General features: G+C 42.2%; 16 protein-coding genes and 2 pseudogenes. 13 read left to right on the top strand and 5 right to left on the bottom strand.

Going from position 1 to position 16,959, the window contains the following annotated elements:
- Positions 1–8 precede the first annotated feature (8 nt).
- The 3 genes from crcB to GN277_RS23435 all read left to right on the top strand — a co-directional run bounded on the left by crcB (position 9) and on the right by GN277_RS23435 (position 2,239).
- Positions 9–380, top strand: coding sequence for a fluoride efflux transporter CrcB (gene crcB, locus GN277_RS23445; protein WP_159754500.1), 372 nt, complete (start codon positions 9–11; stop codon positions 378–380).
- Between the two features lie 7 nt (positions 381–387).
- The gene (locus tag GN277_RS23440; RefSeq protein ID WP_159754497.1) at positions 388–1,089 is read left to right on the top strand and encodes a DUF434 domain-containing protein; all 702 of its coding nucleotides are present in this window, start codon (positions 388–390) and stop codon (positions 1,087–1,089) included.
- 136 nt (positions 1,090–1,225) lie between these two features.
- Complete coding sequence (locus tag GN277_RS23435) at positions 1,226–2,239, top strand: alpha/beta hydrolase (RefSeq protein WP_244324868.1); 1,014 nt, start codon at positions 1,226–1,228, stop codon at positions 2,237–2,239.
- Positions 2,240–2,365: 126 nt separating this feature from the next.
- Here the strand turns inward: GN277_RS23435 and GN277_RS32495 are convergent, their stop codons facing one another.
- From GN277_RS32495 to GN277_RS31020, 4 genes and pseudogenes are all read right to left on the bottom strand, one after another.
- Positions 2,366–2,620: a hypothetical protein gene (locus tag GN277_RS32495; protein WP_244324866.1), complete on the bottom strand. Its 255-nt coding sequence runs from the start codon at positions 2,618–2,620 to the stop codon at positions 2,366–2,368.
- Positions 2,595–4,292: pseudogene (ilvB, locus tag GN277_RS23425) on the bottom strand (biosynthetic-type acetolactate synthase large subunit); the annotation flags it as partial. The gene GN277_RS32495 and the pseudogene ilvB, both read right to left, overlap by 26 nt.
- Positions 4,293–4,314: 22 nt before the next feature.
- Positions 4,315–4,890 (bottom strand): TetR/AcrR family transcriptional regulator, encoded by a 576-nt coding sequence (locus GN277_RS23420; protein WP_159754491.1) that lies wholly within the window; start codon positions 4,888–4,890, stop codon positions 4,315–4,317.
- Positions 4,891–4,971: 81 nt separating this feature from the next.
- Positions 4,972–5,103 carry a hypothetical protein gene (locus GN277_RS31020; protein WP_280178627.1) on the bottom strand — a complete coding sequence of 44 codons (132 nt, stop codon included), beginning with the start codon at positions 5,101–5,103 and terminating at the stop codon, positions 4,972–4,974.
- Positions 5,104–5,220: 117 nt separating this feature from the next.
- On the opposite strand from GN277_RS31020, the gene GN277_RS23415 reads away from it, so the two are divergent.
- The 5 genes and pseudogenes from GN277_RS23415 (at position 5,221) to GN277_RS23390 (ending at position 7,339) form a co-directional block, all read left to right on the top strand.
- Positions 5,221–5,661, top strand: a complete 441-nt coding sequence (locus tag GN277_RS23415) for a MarR family winged helix-turn-helix transcriptional regulator (protein WP_159754488.1) — start codon at positions 5,221–5,223, stop codon at positions 5,659–5,661.
- A gap of 23 nt (positions 5,662–5,684) precedes the next feature.
- Positions 5,685–6,113: a pyridoxamine 5'-phosphate oxidase family protein gene (locus GN277_RS23410; protein ID WP_159754485.1), complete on the top strand. Its 429-nt coding sequence runs from the start codon at positions 5,685–5,687 to the stop codon at positions 6,111–6,113.
- Between the two features lie 186 nt (positions 6,114–6,299).
- Positions 6,300–6,518 (top strand): hypothetical protein, encoded by a 219-nt coding sequence (locus GN277_RS23400; RefSeq protein WP_159754482.1) that lies wholly within the window; start codon positions 6,300–6,302, stop codon positions 6,516–6,518.
- 92 nt (positions 6,519–6,610) lie between these two features.
- Positions 6,611–7,054: pseudogene (locus GN277_RS32215) on the top strand (CatB-related O-acetyltransferase); the annotation flags it as partial.
- A 27-nt stretch (positions 7,055–7,081) separates the two neighbouring features.
- Complete coding sequence (locus GN277_RS23390) at positions 7,082–7,339, top strand: TfoX/Sxy family DNA transformation protein (protein WP_159754479.1); 258 nt, start codon at positions 7,082–7,084, stop codon at positions 7,337–7,339.
- Between the two features lie 117 nt (positions 7,340–7,456).
- Here GN277_RS23390 and GN277_RS23385 read toward each other — a convergent pair whose 3' ends face one another.
- Positions 7,457–8,416, bottom strand: coding sequence for an AraC family transcriptional regulator (locus GN277_RS23385; protein WP_159754476.1), 960 nt, complete (start codon positions 8,414–8,416; stop codon positions 7,457–7,459).
- 131 nt (positions 8,417–8,547) lie between these two features.
- On the opposite strand from GN277_RS23385, the gene GN277_RS23380 reads away from it, so the two are divergent.
- From GN277_RS23380 to GN277_RS23360, 5 genes are all read left to right on the top strand, one after another.
- The gene (locus GN277_RS23380) at positions 8,548–9,978 is read left to right on the top strand and encodes a rhamnulokinase (RefSeq protein WP_159754473.1); all 1,431 of its coding nucleotides are present in this window, start codon (positions 8,548–8,550) and stop codon (positions 9,976–9,978) included.
- Positions 9,979–9,992: 14 nt separating this feature from the next.
- Positions 9,993–10,820, top strand: coding sequence for a rhamnulose-1-phosphate aldolase (gene rhaD, locus GN277_RS23375; protein WP_159754470.1), 828 nt, complete (start codon positions 9,993–9,995; stop codon positions 10,818–10,820).
- A 94-nt stretch (positions 10,821–10,914) separates the two neighbouring features.
- Entirely contained in the window at positions 10,915–11,277 is a 363-nt protein-coding gene (locus GN277_RS23370; RefSeq protein WP_159754467.1) for a response regulator, read from the top strand.
- Positions 11,274–14,081: a response regulator gene (locus GN277_RS23365; RefSeq protein ID WP_159754464.1), complete on the top strand. Its 2,808-nt coding sequence runs from the start codon at positions 11,274–11,276 to the stop codon at positions 14,079–14,081. Before GN277_RS23370 ends, GN277_RS23365 begins: the two co-directional genes overlap by 4 nt.
- Before the next feature lie 55 nt (positions 14,082–14,136).
- Entirely contained in the window at positions 14,137–16,905 is a 2,769-nt protein-coding gene (locus GN277_RS23360) for a DegV family protein (protein WP_159754461.1), read from the top strand.
- Positions 16,906–16,959 lie beyond the last annotated feature (54 nt).

The following is a 16,959-nucleotide window of genomic DNA, read 5'->3' as shown; positions in this document are numbered from 1 at the left end:
TGTTTGTTATGATAGATTGTATCGCTGTTGGGATTGGTGGATTTATAGGGGCGGTCTGCAGATATTTAATAGGAATGCTCCCTTTGAAAGAGGGATGTACATTTCCCATAAAGACATTAATGATAAATATAGCAGGTTCTTTTCTGATCGGAATTGTTGTTGCTTTGGCAATGAAAACAGATTCCCTGGATTCCAGAACCGTATTATTTCTGAAGGTTGGGATATGCGGGGGCTTCACTACATTTTCTTCCTTTGCATTGGAGACGGCAGACCTGATGAAAGATGGAAAGATACATCTGGCAGTCATATATACCGTACTCAGTGTTACGTTTGGAGTACTGGCTGTATTTGCAGGCCAGGGAATTTCCGGAAAGGGATAAGAGGACTATGAGCAGAAGGGGATATGTTCCGGAGGATGAAAAGCAGTTTACCGGAAAGCAGTTAGAATTGCTGCAAAAAGCAGCAGATGAAGTGCAATTTCTTTTAGACAGGGGATATGATGTCAAACCGGTCACGACTTTTGTTGGCAATCATTACCTGTTTTCCGAGCGGCAGCGCCTGGCTCTGGCAAGGTCTGTGTCGGCAAAGGAATATATTCAGAAACGGGTGAATAAGGAGTTGTTGCAAACAGGAAGGAGATATCTGCCAGAGACGGTGCATATAGACGGTTTCAATACAATTATTACATTGGAAGTGGCGTTGTCAGGCGCTCCTGTTTTTTACTGCAGGGACGGGGTGCTGCGTGATCTGGCTGGATTACGGGGAACATACCGCATCATTGACAAAACGCAGGCAGCGATTGAATTACTGTATAAGCAGTTGGGACTTCTGCATATATCTGAGGCAGTTTTTTATTTAGACGCGCCTGTATCTAATTCAGGCAGGTTATCAGGGCTGATCCGGCAGTGTGCAAAGGGATATAATATATCTGTGCAGACACAGATTATCCCTGACGTAGACCGGATTTTAGAACAGATGGATGGCGTGATCAGCGGAGATGCTATTATTTTAAACCGCTGTAAGAGTTGGCTGAATGTGATTCCTGCCATTGCAGAGCAGTTAGAATCCATTTGGAGAATTCAGCTGTAACTACTGTGGTATAACAGGATATTATATTCAGATGGGAAATATATTTCCTGTTATTTTTCTGGAATGAACATAAAGGGTATAAGGGATGAAAAAGATTAGGAATAAGAAGAAAATAGTTCTTCCATTATTGGTGGGAATGATATTTCTTATTACAGCATTATGGTATATAAATGATTTCTATCATGCAGATGAAAATGTACAGGTATATTTACAGGAGAGGACTTCCGTATCGGTAACGGAAATGTCTGATGGTCTATATCTGGATGGACCGGGAGATAACGTGGCAATGATCTTCTATCCGGGTGCGAAGGTGGAATATATGGCATATCTTCCGCTTATAAGTGATCTGGCTGAAGGAGGGATTGACTGCTTCCTTATGAAAATGCCGTGTAATCTTGCATTTTTCGGGAAGAATAAAGCAAAAAAGATTATGGATTCTTATGAGTATAATCACTGGTATCTGTCTGGGCATTCTTTAGGAGGGGCGATGGCAGCTTCTTATGCTTCTGGGCATCTGGAGAGCTTGGATGGTCTGGTGCTTCTAGGAGCCTACCCGACGAAGAACTTAAAATCGGATTCCTTTTCCGTCCTGTCAATTTATGGCAGTGAAGACGGCGTTCTGAATATGGAGAAAGTGGAGGAAGGGAAAATCCACATGCCTGTAGACTATACGGAAATCTGCATAGAAGGCGGAAACCATGCACAGTTTGGAAACTACGGAGAACAAAAGGGCGACCATACCGCGGGGATCAGACGGGAGGAGCAACAGAAGCAGACGGTGGATGCCATTTTAGAGCTGATGGAAGCTCATAAGGATCAGAAGCAGGAGGATGCAGCGATGACCTATGAACAGATTAGCCCACAGGAAGCAAAAGAGAGGATGAATACGGAAAAGGATATAATTATTCTGGATGTACGTACTCAGGAGGAATTTGATTCTGGACATATCAAAAACGCAGTATGTCTGCCGAATGAGGATATAACAAGTGAACCGGACATACTGCCGAATAAAGACCAGGAGATCCTGGTATACTGTCGGAGTGGGAACCGGAGCAAACAGGCGGCGCAAAAACTTGCAGATATGGGATATGAAAATATTATGGAATTCGGAGGGATTCTGGATTGGCCGTATCCAGATCTGATAGAATAAGTAATCTGGGGGAGAGATGGAAATGCTTAATAAGGGAAGATATGCTGGATCTGACCAGGCGGAAGACGCCAGACCGGACATTCTTGGCTCTGTTTCATTTCTATCTGGCATGAAGCATTACAGCCGTTATCTTTCCGATATACTGACTGATTCAACTGCAATGCTTCCCCCTCTTGTTATTTCAATTCTGTTCACAAATTTTCTTTTTAGTAGGATGATTAAATCATCATTCTTGTTCTCTGTCTGCATATATTCCAGATGAACCGTGGAACCATCATAATCAATGATTGTAATTCCGAATACTTTTGAAATACGAAATAGTTCCGTTATATCTGCATCCGAACAATGATTAATTTTAACAACATTCTGCGCTTTCCGCACTTTCCAAAATCATGTCATTAAGGGAGTTCCCTGGTGGGACAATCGGCATAACATTGATTTCTCTGTCTATGATAAATTCAATAACCGTAGGCGTTTTCCCATTCTGCTTTGCACTTATCAAAGCTGTTTTTATATCCTCTGCTTTTGTAACACGGATGCCTTTCGCCCCGTAGCTTTCTGCCAGCGCTATAAAATCAGGCGTATATTCTGAACAGCAATGATTGGGAGTATTACAGCCTGTTTCACAACTTCTTCGGTAACGCATGCAGGTACTCGAATAACGCCTGTCATAGAACATCTCCTGCCATTGCCGTACATTCCCCAAATATCCATTATTCATTATACAGATAATAATAGGCAATTCGTAAACAATGGCAGTCGCCATTTCTTGAATGTTCATCTGCATACCGCCATCACCAGAGATGGCAATTACATCTTTATGGGGATTGCCAAGCTTCGCCCCAATCGCGGCGGGAAAACCGTATCCCATCGTTCCCAAGCCGCCAGATGTCAGCATTCGCTTATTTTCGTCAAGATCAAGAAACTGTGTTGTCCATAACTGATTTTGACCTACATCAGTAGTTACAACAGCATCTTCAAAAAGTTCATTGATGGATTGAATAACCATCTGCGGCGTCAAACCGCTGTTTTTCATGTCAATCGGATATTCCAGTTTCCAGTGGTTTATTTCATCTGTCCATTCTGAAATATGAAGTGGCTTTGCCTTTTCAAGCAAAGCACATATCGCCTTTTTTGCATCAGCTACAATTGGAACGTCAACAACAATATTACGGGAAATAGATGCCGTATCAATGTCTATATGGATAATCTTTGCGTTTGCTGCAAATTTTTCGATTTTCCCAGTAATACGGTCATTGAACCTTGTTCCTATTGAGAAAAGGACATCACAATTACTGATTGCAGAATTGGCGGCATAACATCCGTGAATGCCTATATTCCCAACATACAAATTATTTGTTGTGGGAATTGCCCCTTTTCCCATAATTGTTGTAATAACGGGAACTCCTGTCAATTCTGCAAGTTGTGTCATCTCCTTATTTGCATGGGCAATATTAACTCCGCCGCCTATTAAAAAAATGGGTTTTTTAGCATGGTTCAAAATATCTAATGCTTTATTTAATTGTCCCGTATGAACGGAAGTATTTGGCTTATAACTTCTTATAGTAATTTCCTTTTGATAGCGATCGCTGCCATATGCCCTCTGAATATCCTTTGGTAAATCAACAACAACCACTCCCGGCTTTCCTGTCTTTGCAATATAAAAGGCCCTTCTGATTGTTTCCGCTAAATCCTCTCTTTTTCGTACCGTTACCGCATATTTGCTGATGCTTCTTGTAATGCCTACAATATCTACTTCTTGAAAAGCATCATTCCCAATAAGGCTGGTTGGTACTTGTCCCGTAAAGCATACCAGTGGAACACTGTCATAATTTGCCGTGGCAATACCCGTAACGAGATTGGTGGCTCCCGGTCCGCTTGTCACAAGACAGACGCCCACCCTTCCTGTGGAGCGGGCATATCCGTCTGCCGCATGAACTAATCCCTGCTCATGGCGTGGCAAAATAACGTCTAAATCCTTTTCTCCATATAGCGCATTAAACAGGTCTATTGCCTGTCCTCCTGGATAAGCAAATAAAGTTGTAACAGATTCCTATAAAGGGCAGTACCGATTTTTACTGTTCTAATCCTTTTATGAACATTTTTACACTACTTTTTATATATTCATCTTTTTCTACTTTAGATAATTCATTGCCGAAAGACGCATTTAAAAACGCATAGCCAAATGTTGATGAAAAAACTGTCAGAGCCAGAGCGTCAAAATCTGCTTTGGGTATTTTTCCCAAATCAAACATTTTATTAAGATACTGTGTGAATGATGATAAAAAAGCCTGTGGAACTTTCATAATGAGGGAAGACGTTTCCTCATATAATTGAGGGGCCCTCAAACCGATAGACAAATTTACAAAATCTGGCGTCATCCTGTCCATATATGCTTTCATAAACATCTCTATGTCTGCCTGCAAATCCCATTGTACATTTTCAAAAATTTCTGGAGTTATATTTGCCCTCCATCCTGCCTGGCTTACACCTTGCAGTACAATATCTTTCTTATTCTTAAATTTCCGAAACAGGGTACACTCATTCACTCCTGCAGCTTTTGCAATCGCTTTCGTTGTAGTGGCAACATACCCATTATCTCTTACCAGCATCATTGCGGCATCTATAATTTTTTGACTTGTTTCATCCAAATTATCACCTCCATGCAAGTGAATACTTTCATTTTGGCAAAAATACACTTTAAAGTCAACAAAATAGATTTTGCGATATTATTATGCATATATAAGCTCTTTTTCGAGTTTCTGGATGTCATCATTGGCGAAGGTATCATCTAAAGGGACGCCTTGAAGCCCCTGTGCCTTCCGGCGTTTGATACGCTCTATGCACTCTCTTTGTTTTGACATAGCTTTCTGTGCCTTCTGCGTTTTGTCGTGATATTTCAAGTTGCTTTCTCAATAAAGTTATGGTAAGCTTATAATTGTTCTATATAGAATTGTTCTAATGGGATTGGAGGCGGCTGATTGGAAACAAATGGTGGATTTTATATTACGCAGATAAAACAGCTTCAAGATCGGATTTTTGAAAGATTATTACTTGAAAATGACATTGAAATAAGTGGTGGACAGGGAAGAATCTTATTTGTTTTATGGAAAACAGATAATCTTACCATCAGCGAAATAAGTGAAAAAACCTCCCTTGCTAAAAACACAGTATCTGTAGTAATAAATGGTATGGTTAATAAGGGAATTGTGGAAAGGAATATTAATCCTAAGAATCGCCGTCAGACCATTGTGTCGCTTACAGAGTATGCAAAATCATTACAAGCAAAATATGAAGTTGTATCTCAGCAAATGAACATTTTATTTTATGAAGGTTTTTCGGAAAAGGAGCAGAATCAATTTGAACAGTATCTTGCCCGAATACTTGAAACCTTGATAAAAAATCTGCATTCAAGCAAATAATTTTAAAGCAAGGAGGATTTCCAATGAAAACAAGACGACATATCATTGAATTTATCCAAAAACAAAAAACAATATTTATCGGTTCTGTGGATGAAGATGGTTTTCCCAATATGAAAGCAATGTTTACACCACGCAAAATAGAGGGAAATTGCTTTTATTTTTCGACCAATACATCTTCCATGCGTACACAGCAGTTTATGGGGAATCCAAAGGCAAGTATCTATTCTTATAATAGAGGACGTTTTAAGTTTGAAGGCATTATGCTGACAGGTACAATGGAAGTTTTGCAGGATGATGATATAAAGCGGGAAATCTGGTGTACAGGGGATACTATGTATTATAAGCAGGGGGTAACTGACCCAGACTATTGCGTATTGAGATTTACAGCAATAAAGGGCAGGCATTATTGTGATTTAAAAACAGAAAGTTTTAATGTTGAGGATTTAGCGTAATGGCAGCAGAATGGATATTTTGTCCTGTTTGCGGAAATAAAATCTGAAACAGAGTTAGAGAGGATACAGAACGAAAGCATTTTTTTGATGTATTCTCCTAAGTCCAGACAGGAAAGTTTAGTTGATGCGAAAGATTTAGATGTAAGAGTCATTAAAGATTATCAAAATTAGAAAGGATGAAACATTATGGAGGAATTGAGAAGTATTATGGAAAAATTTGCAGCATCTGGATGGGATTTGATTTCTGTTCCTGCACATGCGTGGTTGAAGGGGGAATGTGATAAAGATACGCTCATTGCTTCTATCAAACAAGCAGATAGAGAATGTGGCAGTTGTGGGTGTGAGTTAGACCCGCTTTATAAAAGGTCATTAGAATTATTAAATGAGGCGGGCTATGTAGTATGATAAACTGAGAACAGACACGATATAATCAAATCTGCAAATTAAAGTTAATGGAGGTATGAAGTGAGACGCTGCATTGTAGTAACCGATATAGTCGCTTCTGTTCGATTGCTTGTGGAGCAAAGTTTTTGTTTACCAGTGCAAATCATGCAATGTCTTCACTTTCAACATATCCATTTCCGATATTTTTTGAGGAATGGGAATTGGACGTAAAAGAGATTGCAAGCGCATGGGACAACAAGGGCAATATTATAATCGGCAATGATGTTTGGATTGGCTTTGAAGCGATTATTCTATCTGGTGTCACAATTGGTGATGGAGCGATTATTGGTACACGAGCAGTTGTTACAAAAGATGTACCGCCTTATACTATTGTTGGAGGTGTTCCGGCAAAACCGATACGAAAACGGTTTTCAGATGATGTAATTTCTGAATTATTGAAACTTCAATGGTGGAACTGGTCTGAAAACAGAATTAAGAAAAACATTGCGGCGATTCAAGCAGGTCAAATTGAGAATTTGCGAAGCTTGGAAGGATAAGTAAATTAAGGAGAGTTGGAGATTAATATGTCAGAATTAACATCAATGATGAATATTGGTAAAGAAATGGCCAATAAGCTGAGAGCTGTTGGTATTGAATCTTCTGAGAAACTTATTGAGGTAGGTGCAAAAGGTGCATTTCTTAAGCTAAAGCAGAAATATCCAAATGTGTGTCTGGTACATTTATATACATTAGAGGGAGCAATTCATGATACAGAATATAACAGACTTTCAGAAAATACAAAAAAGGAATTGAAGGAATTTAGTGATTTTCTGAAAAAATAACTGCGATGTAAATTCTCATTTGTTAAATTGGCGGTAGTAATACAAAGGTATACCCAAGGGCACACCGTAAAGCATACCCTTCGGGTGGGTGGACTTCATCCAGCAAGGTATAATTTTTTACAATTTCCGGTATTCCCCAGGTGAATACCCATACTTCTCTCGAAATATGCGGTAGAAGAAACTGCTGTTATTATACCCAACCGCGCCGATAACTGCATCAATAGACAGATTGGTCTGGGACAACAAATATACTGCCTGCTGCAGCTTTTGCTGCTGCAGCAATTCCTTAAAGGTATGTCCGGTATATTTTTTCAGCAGACGGCTTACCTGATAATTCGGCAGCTTTATTTCAGTGGAGATATCTGCCAGTGTTCCTGATTTATAATGGGTTTCAATATACTTTAAGATACGGAAGATCAAGTCCTGTTCATAGCTGCCGGGATGCTTTTTCATAATAGACTCGCCAAATGCAGACAGATTCATAAAAACAAGCCCCATTGTAATCTGATTAATGGTATTCATATTTGGCTTTTTATCAATAAGAGTCCAGAGCATATTTTCAATGAGATTCTGGATTGGAAGGATTTCTTTCGTCTCAAAGTGCAGATAGCTAATCTGGGAGGTATCCTCTGATAGAGTAGAAATCAGAAAATTACGCAGCACATTGTCGCGCTCAATCATAGTGAGCGCACAGTCAAAGAATTCTGGAAGAATAATGAAGTTTACTGCTATGTCCTCCTCCTTTGCAGGAAAAATCTCCTGAGTTGCGTTCTGGTTTAAAAAGAGAAGATCTCCGGCGTTCAGTTTGATTCGGTCAGTATTATTAATAATGTGCGTGGTGGTTCCGCTGCACATATACACCATCTCCACATAATTATGGCGGTGTCTGGGGAAATGGACAAAACGCGTATGGGGACGAAGCTCAATCAGATGTCCCCGTTCTAACAGCTTTGCATTGTCAATCACAAACTCCTTTTTTGATGTATAGAGCTTCTTTTGTACACTTGAACTGCCGTGGAGGATTGCGTTTTCTTCTTCCGTAATTTTTCTTAGACTGTCTAAGAGTATCTGATTCATGATATATCCTCACAAAAATGCAAATAAGGTCCCTATTTTTGTCTGGGTATGACCTTAATTTCCGGTTTGTTTTTTTATATAATAACCCTTAGAGAAGGAAAAGTCTACATTACTTTTTAGGAGGGATGAACATGAGCAGGTATTTTCTCGCCGTAGACATAGGGGCATCCAGCGGAAGGCACATATTAGGGCACATGGAGGAGGGAAATCTTAAGATTACAGAAATCTATCGCTTTGCAAATGGAATGACAAATAAGGACGGCAGACTTTTGTGGGATGTAGAGTATCTTCTGGGTGAGATTAAGAATGGTATGAGGGAATGTGTAAGGCTTGGGAAGATTCCAGAGAGTATGTCGATTGACACATGGGCAGTAGATTATGTACTTTTGGATGAAAAGGACAGGGTTCTTGGAGATGTCTATGGCTATCGGGATGAAAGAACAGCAGGGTGTGATGATGAAGTATATCGTTTGATTCCGGAAAATGAATTGTATGCAAGGACAGGAATCCAGAAGCAGATGTTTAATACGATTTATCAGTTAATGGCGGACCGGCTTCAAAGACCGGAAATACTCAGGATGGCAAAAACATTCTTGATGCTTCCAGACTATTTTAGCTTCTGCCTCACTAGCAAGAAGGTTTCAGAATACACGAACGCTACGTCTACGCAGCTTGTAAGTCCGGATACCAAACAGTGGGATAAAGAATTGCTTCAGATATTGGGATATCCGACGGACATCTTCCTTCCCCTTAAGATGTCCGGAACAGAGGTTGGTTTTCTTTCAAAGGAGGTTTCAAAGGAGGTAGGATTTGACTGCAAGGTGGTTCTTTGCAGCAGCCATGATACGGCGTCTGCAGTAATGGCCCTTCCAAAAGAGAACGGAGACGGACTTTATATCAGTTCGGGAACCTGGTCCCTTATGGGAGTTGAGCTGAAAAAAGCAGACTGCGGCAAAGAGAGCAGAAAAGCAAATATGACCAACGAGGGCGGTTATGATTATCGGTTCAGGTATCTGAAAAATATTATGGGACTGTGGATGATACAGTCTGTGCGGCATGAATTGAAGGATGAATATTCCTTTGCTCAGTTGTGCGGCATGGCAAAGGAAAATCAGGATTTCCCATCCCGTGTGGATGCAAACGACGGTTGTTTTATGGCGCCTGACAGCATGAGGAAGGAGATACAGGATTATTGCAGAAGGACAGGGCAGAGAGTGCCTGAAACGACGGGAGAAATGGCGGCAGTAATCTATCGCAGTCTGGCTGACTGTTATGGCGTTACTGTCAGGGAGCTGGAGAGGCTGACCGAAAAAAGGTATGACAGTATTCATATTATTGGAGGAGGCGCGAATGCGGAGTATCTCAACCAGCTTACAGCAGACGCTACAGGGAAGAAGGTCTATGCAGGGCCCACAGAGGCGACAGCAATCGGGAATCTTATGGCCCAGCTTATTAAAGCAGGAGAATTTATGGGGCTTTCGGCGGCTAGAAAATGTGTTTATGAGTCATTTGAAATAAAAGAGTATCAGCCGCAGCAGAAATCGGAAACAGTGGTATTATAGAAAGGAAAATGAGGATGAAGGTATTAGAAGCAGGATTTGTTCAGGGATTTATTCGTATGTGTAATGATGGATGGGAGCAGGGATGGCATGAAAGAAATGGAGGAAACTTAACCTACCGAATCAAACAGGAGGAAGTAGAGGCTGTAAGAGAAGATTTATGTACAGACGGGGAGTGGAAGGAAATTGGGACTTCTGTTCCAAAGCTTTCGGCAGATTTTTTTCTGGTAACAGGAAGCGGCAAATATTTCCGCAATACAATTTTAATGCCAGAGGATTCACTGGCGATTGTGGAAATTGATGAGACAGGTGAGAAGTACCGTATTTGCTGGGGACTTGTGAATGGAGGAAGACCTACCAGTGAGTTTCCTAGCCATCTGATGAACCATGAGGTGAAGATGGCGGCAACAGGGGGGAAGCACAGGGTCATTTACCATGCCCATCCTGCAAATGTGATTGCCCTTACATTTGTATTGCCTTTAAAGGATGAAATATTTACCAGAGAGCTTTGGGAGATGGCGACGGAATGTCCAGTGGTATTTCCGGACGGAATTGGGGTAGTGGGCTGGATGGTGCCGGGCGGCAGAGAGATTGCGGTGGCGACCAGTGAATTGATGAAGCGCTATGACGTGGCAATCTGGGCCCATCATGGCATGTTTGTATCTGGTGAGGATTTTGATTTGACCTTTGGCCTAATGCATACAGTGGAAAAATCTGCCGAGATTTTGGTGAAGGTGCTGTCTATGAGACAGGACAAACAGCAGACGATTTCTGCGCAAAATTTCAGAGATCTTGCAGTAGATTTTAAGGTAAACCTTCCTGAAAAATTTCTATATGAGAAATAGATGGTATTTGTTACACTTGATTTTCTTCAGGCTCTGCTTTACAATATATCTATCAGGGATTCGGTAATCTCTAAGAGCAAAGAGGGAGGCAGATATGAAGAAACGTATTTTAGTCGTGGATGACGACGCAATGAATTTGATGCTGACGAAAAGGATTTTGGAGAAGCAGTACAATGTGCTTCTTGCAGAGTCCGGCAAAGAAGCACTGAATAAGATGAAGGGTGAAAAGATAGATCTGGTTCTTCTTGACATTGCAATGCCGGAGATGAACGGTATTGAGACATTTGAGCGTATGAAAGAGATTGCAGCGGAGCTTCCCGTAATTTTTCTGACTGCATCGGGTTATGAGGATGACGTTATGAATGCGATCAGGCTGGGCGCTGCAAATTACCTCAAAAAACCATTTTTCCCCAAGGAATTACTAAAACGAGTTGCAAAGGAGCTTGAGAAGGAATGAGAACGAAAAGGCAGACAAGTAAACATCTGCTTCTGGCTGTCATCGTCACAGTATTCAGCGTAATGCTGGTTATGATGACGCTTACAATGGCGTGGGAGCCTTGGATGGTTCCATTAATTATTGCCGGAATGTTCAGCGTGTGGTTTCTTCACATTGGAAGAAGTGGTTCAGAGATATTGTATGAGAATCTGTGCGCTGGATTAATGTTGGGTGAATTCTTCTTTTTCGGTGTACATCGGGGTATCATATTTGATATTCCGGCTGTGGCATGTATCTTGATTCTTATTTTTTCCTTGTTTGACAGAAAGCGGCTGTTGTGTATGACGGTCGCTTTGTACTTAGTGGAAATGGTTTATCAAATCTGGCTGCTGCGTTCCATAGCGGTTTCTCCGGGAGATCGGGTAATTATGCGTTTAATACTGGGAGCGGCAGTGGTGGCAGGTGCGACGGGGATTGCGCGCTATCGGATTAATAATAGGCTGGAAGAAAGAAAAAAGCATGAGGAAACATTTGCCCAGTTAGAGACAGCGGGAAAGCAGAATGCGGTTTTCCTGTCAAATGTATCTCATGAGCTTCGGACTCCAATTAACATGGTAATTGGAATCAGCGAGGTTTTGCAGGATAAGGATATTTCTCCGGAGATGAGGGAAGATGTCAAGTCCATTCGTATGGCGGGCAGGCGTCTTTCTAATCTTATCAACAATATGCTTGACTACACGGAGATTGTAGAGGGGACGCTTTCACCGGCAAAGGAGGAATACAGGTTTACTTCGTTACTGAATGACGTACTTACCATTATGGCGGTGCAAAACAGCAGGAATCAGTTGGAGATGGTATTTGATATTGATCCCAAGCTTCCGTCAATCCTTATCGGGGATGCGGAGAAGATTTCACATGTACTAAAAATTCTGGTGGAGAATTCCATTAAGTTTACAGAGAGCGGCGGTATCTGTGTCTGTGTGGAATTTAGACGGGAGAGTTATGGAGTCAATCTGATTATAGATATTTCTGATACCGGCATTGGAATGACGGATTCTCAGATTACCCAGATGTATGATGATTTTTATCAGGCCGATTCGGGAACCAGACGTTTGGTAGGCGGCCTTGGTCTTGGCCTTCCAATTGCGAGAGGGCTTCTCAATGCCATGGGAGGTTTTATTTATTTTGACGGCAAAGGGAACGAGGGGCTTAAGGCTCATATTACGATTCCCCAGGGGGTGGCGGACGATGCGCCTTGCATGGAGATTGCTCATGCTGATCAGCTTTGTATTGCGTGCTATTTCAGGCCGGAGAAATATAGCTGTGACGAAGTAAAGAGTTATTATGACAGGCTGATTCACCATATGGTGGAAGGGCTTGGCATTGAGGGATACCAGGCTCATAATTTTGAAGGGCTTTTAAAGCTGCAGCGTACATATAAGCTGACTCATATATTTATTGCTCAGGCGGAATATGAAGAAAACAAGACCTACTATGAGGAACTGGCGAATAAGTTTCGGGTAGTAGTGATTGCTGAGAGAGGGTTTATGCCAGACAGAGACAGCCGGCTGCTTGTGATTCGCAAGCCGTTTTCAGCTCTGTCTGTGGTGAACCTGTTAAACGGCGAGGTGAGGGAGAACGGATTTAAAGAGGCGCAGGTTGCAGAACGCAAGCCGTTTTCCTGTGATGGAGTCAGAGTTCTTGCTGTGGATGATGAAGAAATGAACCTTGTGGTTGCAAAAGGGGTTCTGGGAGGTTACGGGATACAGGTTGATACCTGTTTAAGCGGGAGAGAGGCGATTGAGAGGTGCCGTAACATTTCCTATGATATTGTTTTCCTGGATCATATGATGCCAGAGTTTGACGGAGTGGAAACGCTTAAGCGTATCCGTGAGATGAATAATGGAATGTATAGGGACCGCCCTGTGATTGCTTTGACAGCGAACACCATAAGCGGCGCCAGGGAAATGTTTCGGAATGAGGGATTTTCAGAATTTATTCCGAAGCCTATTGAGCGAGCAGTTTTGGAGCGGGTGCTGCGCAAGGTGCTGCCGGAGACTTGTATTCATTATAGCGTTGCGCCGGTGGTTCAGCATAAGCCAACGGTTTATGTGGACTCTGTAGCAAGGGATATAACGTATAAGGAAGCTGAAAAAGCAAAGACGGCGGTAGGCAAAGAAGAGAAAGTAAAGCATGAGGTGAAAAATAAAGCAGGGGAAGAATTAAAACCTGGGATGAAAGATAAAGCAAGGGAAAAAGTAAAACCTGGGGTGAAAGATAAAGAAGCTGAAAAAGTGAAGCCTGCAGCGAAAGATAAAGAAGCTGAAAAAGTAAAGCTAGCGGTGTCAAATAAAGCAGAGGAAAAGGAAAAGCCACCAGAGATGGACATAGCAGGGAAAAGGGAGGAATCACAGGAGGATAACAGTAACCTTGATGAAGCTCTGGAAGAAGGCGTTTTGGAAAGAGGAACGTCTGTGTCTTATACCAGTCTTAAGAGCGTTGGCGTCAATGTCAAGATAGGGCTTGATTACTGCTGCGGCGATGAGGATTTTTATATGGAGATGCTGCAGATGTTCCAGTCTCAGAGCGCGGATAAAAAGGCAGAGATTATTGCTCTTTATGAAGCCGCTGACTGGGCGAATTATGCTGTGAAGGTTCACGCATTAAAAAGCACATCACTCACCATAGGCGCAGAGCGTCTTTCTGCCTATGCAAAATTACTGGAACATGCAGGGAAGAAAGAGGATGTGAAGTATATCCGAAAGAATCACCTTGAGTTTTTGCGGATGTATGATGAAGTCTGTGAGGGTATCGCAAAATTATAAGATTTTTAGATACTCTTTTTGAGAGTATACACGTACTGAGAGGAGGAAGCATTGCGTGTTAAAAAAATGGATTGCTATCATCTATGATCATAGGATCAGTCTGCGTGAGCGTATGTATCGAATTGTTACAGGCGTCTGCATGGTTGCGTTGATGTTTATGCTGCCTATGGGCAGAAATGTTTTGAATTATGTGCTGCTGCCTGTGAGCATTGCCATTATGGCGTTGATTGTGAAGTTCAGTATTCGGAAGAACTGCATCCATGCGGGGGCTACGGCAATTTCTGTGTTGCTTTTGATTTTGTTCCCTATCTGTTTTTTTACGGCGGGAGGATTCTACAGTGGAGTGCCGGAGTGGTTCGTGATTTGTTTTATTTACATTTGTATTACGCTTGAAGGAAGACGCATGTACGCGTTTTTTCTGCTTTGTATGGCGGAGACTTTGCTTTGCTATCGCGGCGCTTATTATTTTCCGGAGTTTGTTGCACAGAATTCGCAGAAACATTCTTTTTTCGATTCTGCCCATTCAGTTATTTTGGTTGGAATGCTGACCAGTATTTTGTTAATGTTCCTAAACAGGATTTATGATAAGGAAAATGAGCTTACAAAGCAGCAGAAGAAGGAGATCGAGGAGTTAAACAGAGCGGAGAATCATTTTTTCTCAAGCATGAGCCACGAGATTCGTACGCCTATTAATACGATTATTGGGTTAAATGAGATTATTCTGCGGGGGGATATTCCGGCGGAGGTTGCGGAGAATGCGCGTAATATCCAGGGAGCCAGCAAACTTTTGCTTACGCTGATTAACGATATTCTGGATCTGTCCAAGATTAAATCTGGAAAAATGGAGATCGTGAATGTTTCCTATGAGACAGGAAAGCTTTTTTCAGAAATCGTAAACATGATATGGATTAAGGCGAAAGAAAAAGGGTTGGAGTTTCGGCTACATGTGGATTCTTCAATTCCGAGCATGCTTTGTGGTGACGAGGTGCGTATTAAGCAGGTGTTAATTAACCTGCTTAATAATGCTGTGAAGTATACAAGCGAGGGTTCCGTCACCTTGTCTGTCCGGTGCGAGCGTCTAACCTTGAATCGGGTGCGCGTCTGGTATTCTGTGGAGGATACAGGGCAAGGGGTAAAAAAGGAAAATATCCCTTATATTTTTAATGCTTTCCGAAGGGTAGATGAGGAAAAGAATCGTCATATCGAAGGTACAGGGCTGGGGCTTAGCATTGTCCAGCAGTTGGTGGAGCTGATGGACGGTGAAATCAGCGTCAATAGCATTTATACCAAAGGTTCAAAATTCGTTGTCATGATTGAGCAGGATATTATAGACGAAAAAGAGCTGGGAACATTTACTCTGGAATCCCGTTCAAGGACCAATGAAGGAGAGCGTTATAAACAGAGCTTCGAGGCGCCGAACGCCCATATTCTTGTGGTAGACGATAACGAAATGAATCTGGTTGTGGTGAAAAAGCTGCTTTCGGAGACAAAGATTCAGATCGACATGGCATTAAGCGCCGCAGAATGTCTTGAGATGACGCAGGTTCAGCACTACGACGGGATTCTGATGGATCACATGATGCCGGAGATGGATGGTATTCAGTGTTTCCATGCGCTTCAAAGTCAGCCGGGAGGGCTATGCCAGAATGTGCCTGTAATTGCGCTGACTGCCAATGCAGGCAGCGATAACCAGCTTCTCTACCGGAAGGAAGGATTCAGCGGTTATCTGGCAAAGCCGGTCAGCGGTGCGCTTCTTGAGGTGGCTGTACTTAGTATTTTGCCAAAAGAGCTTGTGAAGTTAAGCGAGGATGCCAATCAGTCTGATATTGGAAAGGATTTCCTGATATTTGAGCAGGCGCAAAGAATCTCTTTGTTAGTTACGACGGACAGTGTATGTGATCTTCCGGATACTCTTAAGAAAGAGTTCGGCATTTCCGTATGTCCCTATTATGTCTGTACGGATGAAGGACGGTTTCTGGACGAGGTGGAAATTAGGGTCGATGAACTGCTTGTGCATATGGCGGAGGGACGGAATGGCTATTCCCAGCCGCCGGATGTAGAGGATTACGAGAGGTTTTTTGCTGAAAAGCTGACTGAGGCCCAGAATGTCATACATATTACGATGGCGAAGCATGTCAGCGACGGATATTATAATGCTGTTGAGGCGGCAAAATCATTTGAAAATGTTACTGTCATCGATTCCGGTCATCTTTCCAGCAGCATGGGGCTGTCTGTTTTGTATGCCGCCTATATGGCAGAGAACCATGCTTCAAAGGCAGAGATTATACAAAACGTGAAGAAGCTCAGACACTTTATCTCATCAGCATTTATTATCGACAGCACACATATGATGTGTCAGGCGGGACGAATATCCAAACGGGTGCAGGTGCTTTGCGATGCTCTGCTTTTGCATCCCATCATTCATCTTCGTAAGAGCCGTATGACGGTAGGTGGTTTGGAAATGGGAGATTTTTCGTATATGGTGCGAAGCTATGTGCGCAGAGTATTTCGGGATGCAAGAAGTATTGACCGGCGTATCCTGTTCATTACTTATGCAGGGATGGATGAGGAGCGGCTTGAGTATATTCAGCAGGTTGTACGTCAGTATTGCCCGTTTGAGAGGGTTTACCTTCAAAAAGCATCATCCGCGATTGCGAGTAATTGCGGTTCAGGTTCGTTTGGGCTATTGTTTATGAGGAAAAATGATGCGGTCATTACCTTTGCCCAGGCTTCAAAACCAGATGAGCAGGATCCGGCTGAGCAGGAATCTGACAAGATAAAGCTACGGGTAGATGAGGGAAGTTATGAGATTACTAAGGATTAGAGAATAGGTAATGATAAGGCGGTCTTTTACAGGCCGCCTTATATACATTAAGAA

It is taken from the genome of Sporofaciens musculi, assembly GCF_009830285.1.
Taxonomy (GTDB): domain Bacteria; phylum Bacillota; class Clostridia; order Lachnospirales; family Lachnospiraceae; genus Sporofaciens; species Sporofaciens musculi.
Note: the sequence above shows the minus strand (reverse complement) of the source record. Positions and strands in the feature narration are given on the sequence as shown.

Bases quoted from the DNA above. Each gene is read 5' to 3' on its own strand.
- GN277_RS23370 (WP_159754467.1), top strand. From the start codon at position 10,915: ATGAAGAAACGTATTTTAGTCGTGGATGACGACGCAATGAATTTGATG.
- GN277_RS23400 (WP_159754482.1), top strand. From the start codon at position 6,300: ATGGAGGAATTGAGAAGTATTATGGAAAAATTTGCAGCATCTGGATGG.
- GN277_RS23390 (WP_159754479.1), top strand. From the start codon at position 7,082: ATGTCAGAATTAACATCAATGATGAATATTGGTAAAGAAATGGCCAAT.
- GN277_RS23385 (WP_159754476.1), bottom strand. From the start codon at position 8,416: ATGAATCAGATACTCTTAGACAGTCTAAGAAAAATTACGGAAGAAGAA.
- GN277_RS31020 (WP_280178627.1), bottom strand. From the start codon at position 5,103: ATGTCAAAACAAAGAGAGTGCATAGAGCGTATCAAACGCCGGAAGGCA.
- GN277_RS23440 (WP_159754497.1), top strand. From the start codon at position 388: ATGAGCAGAAGGGGATATGTTCCGGAGGATGAAAAGCAGTTTACCGGA.
- GN277_RS23410 (WP_159754485.1), top strand. From the start codon at position 5,685: ATGAAAACAAGACGACATATCATTGAATTTATCCAAAAACAAAAAACA.
- GN277_RS23435 (WP_244324868.1), top strand. From the start codon at position 1,226: ATGATATTTCTTATTACAGCATTATGGTATATAAATGATTTCTATCAT.
- rhaD (WP_159754470.1), top strand. From the start codon at position 9,993: ATGAAGGTATTAGAAGCAGGATTTGTTCAGGGATTTATTCGTATGTGT.
- crcB (WP_159754500.1), top strand. From the start codon at position 9: ATGATAGATTGTATCGCTGTTGGGATTGGTGGATTTATAGGGGCGGTC.
- GN277_RS23365 (WP_159754464.1), top strand. From the start codon at position 11,274: ATGAGAACGAAAAGGCAGACAAGTAAACATCTGCTTCTGGCTGTCATC.
- GN277_RS23380 (WP_159754473.1), top strand. From the start codon at position 8,548: ATGAGCAGGTATTTTCTCGCCGTAGACATAGGGGCATCCAGCGGAAGG.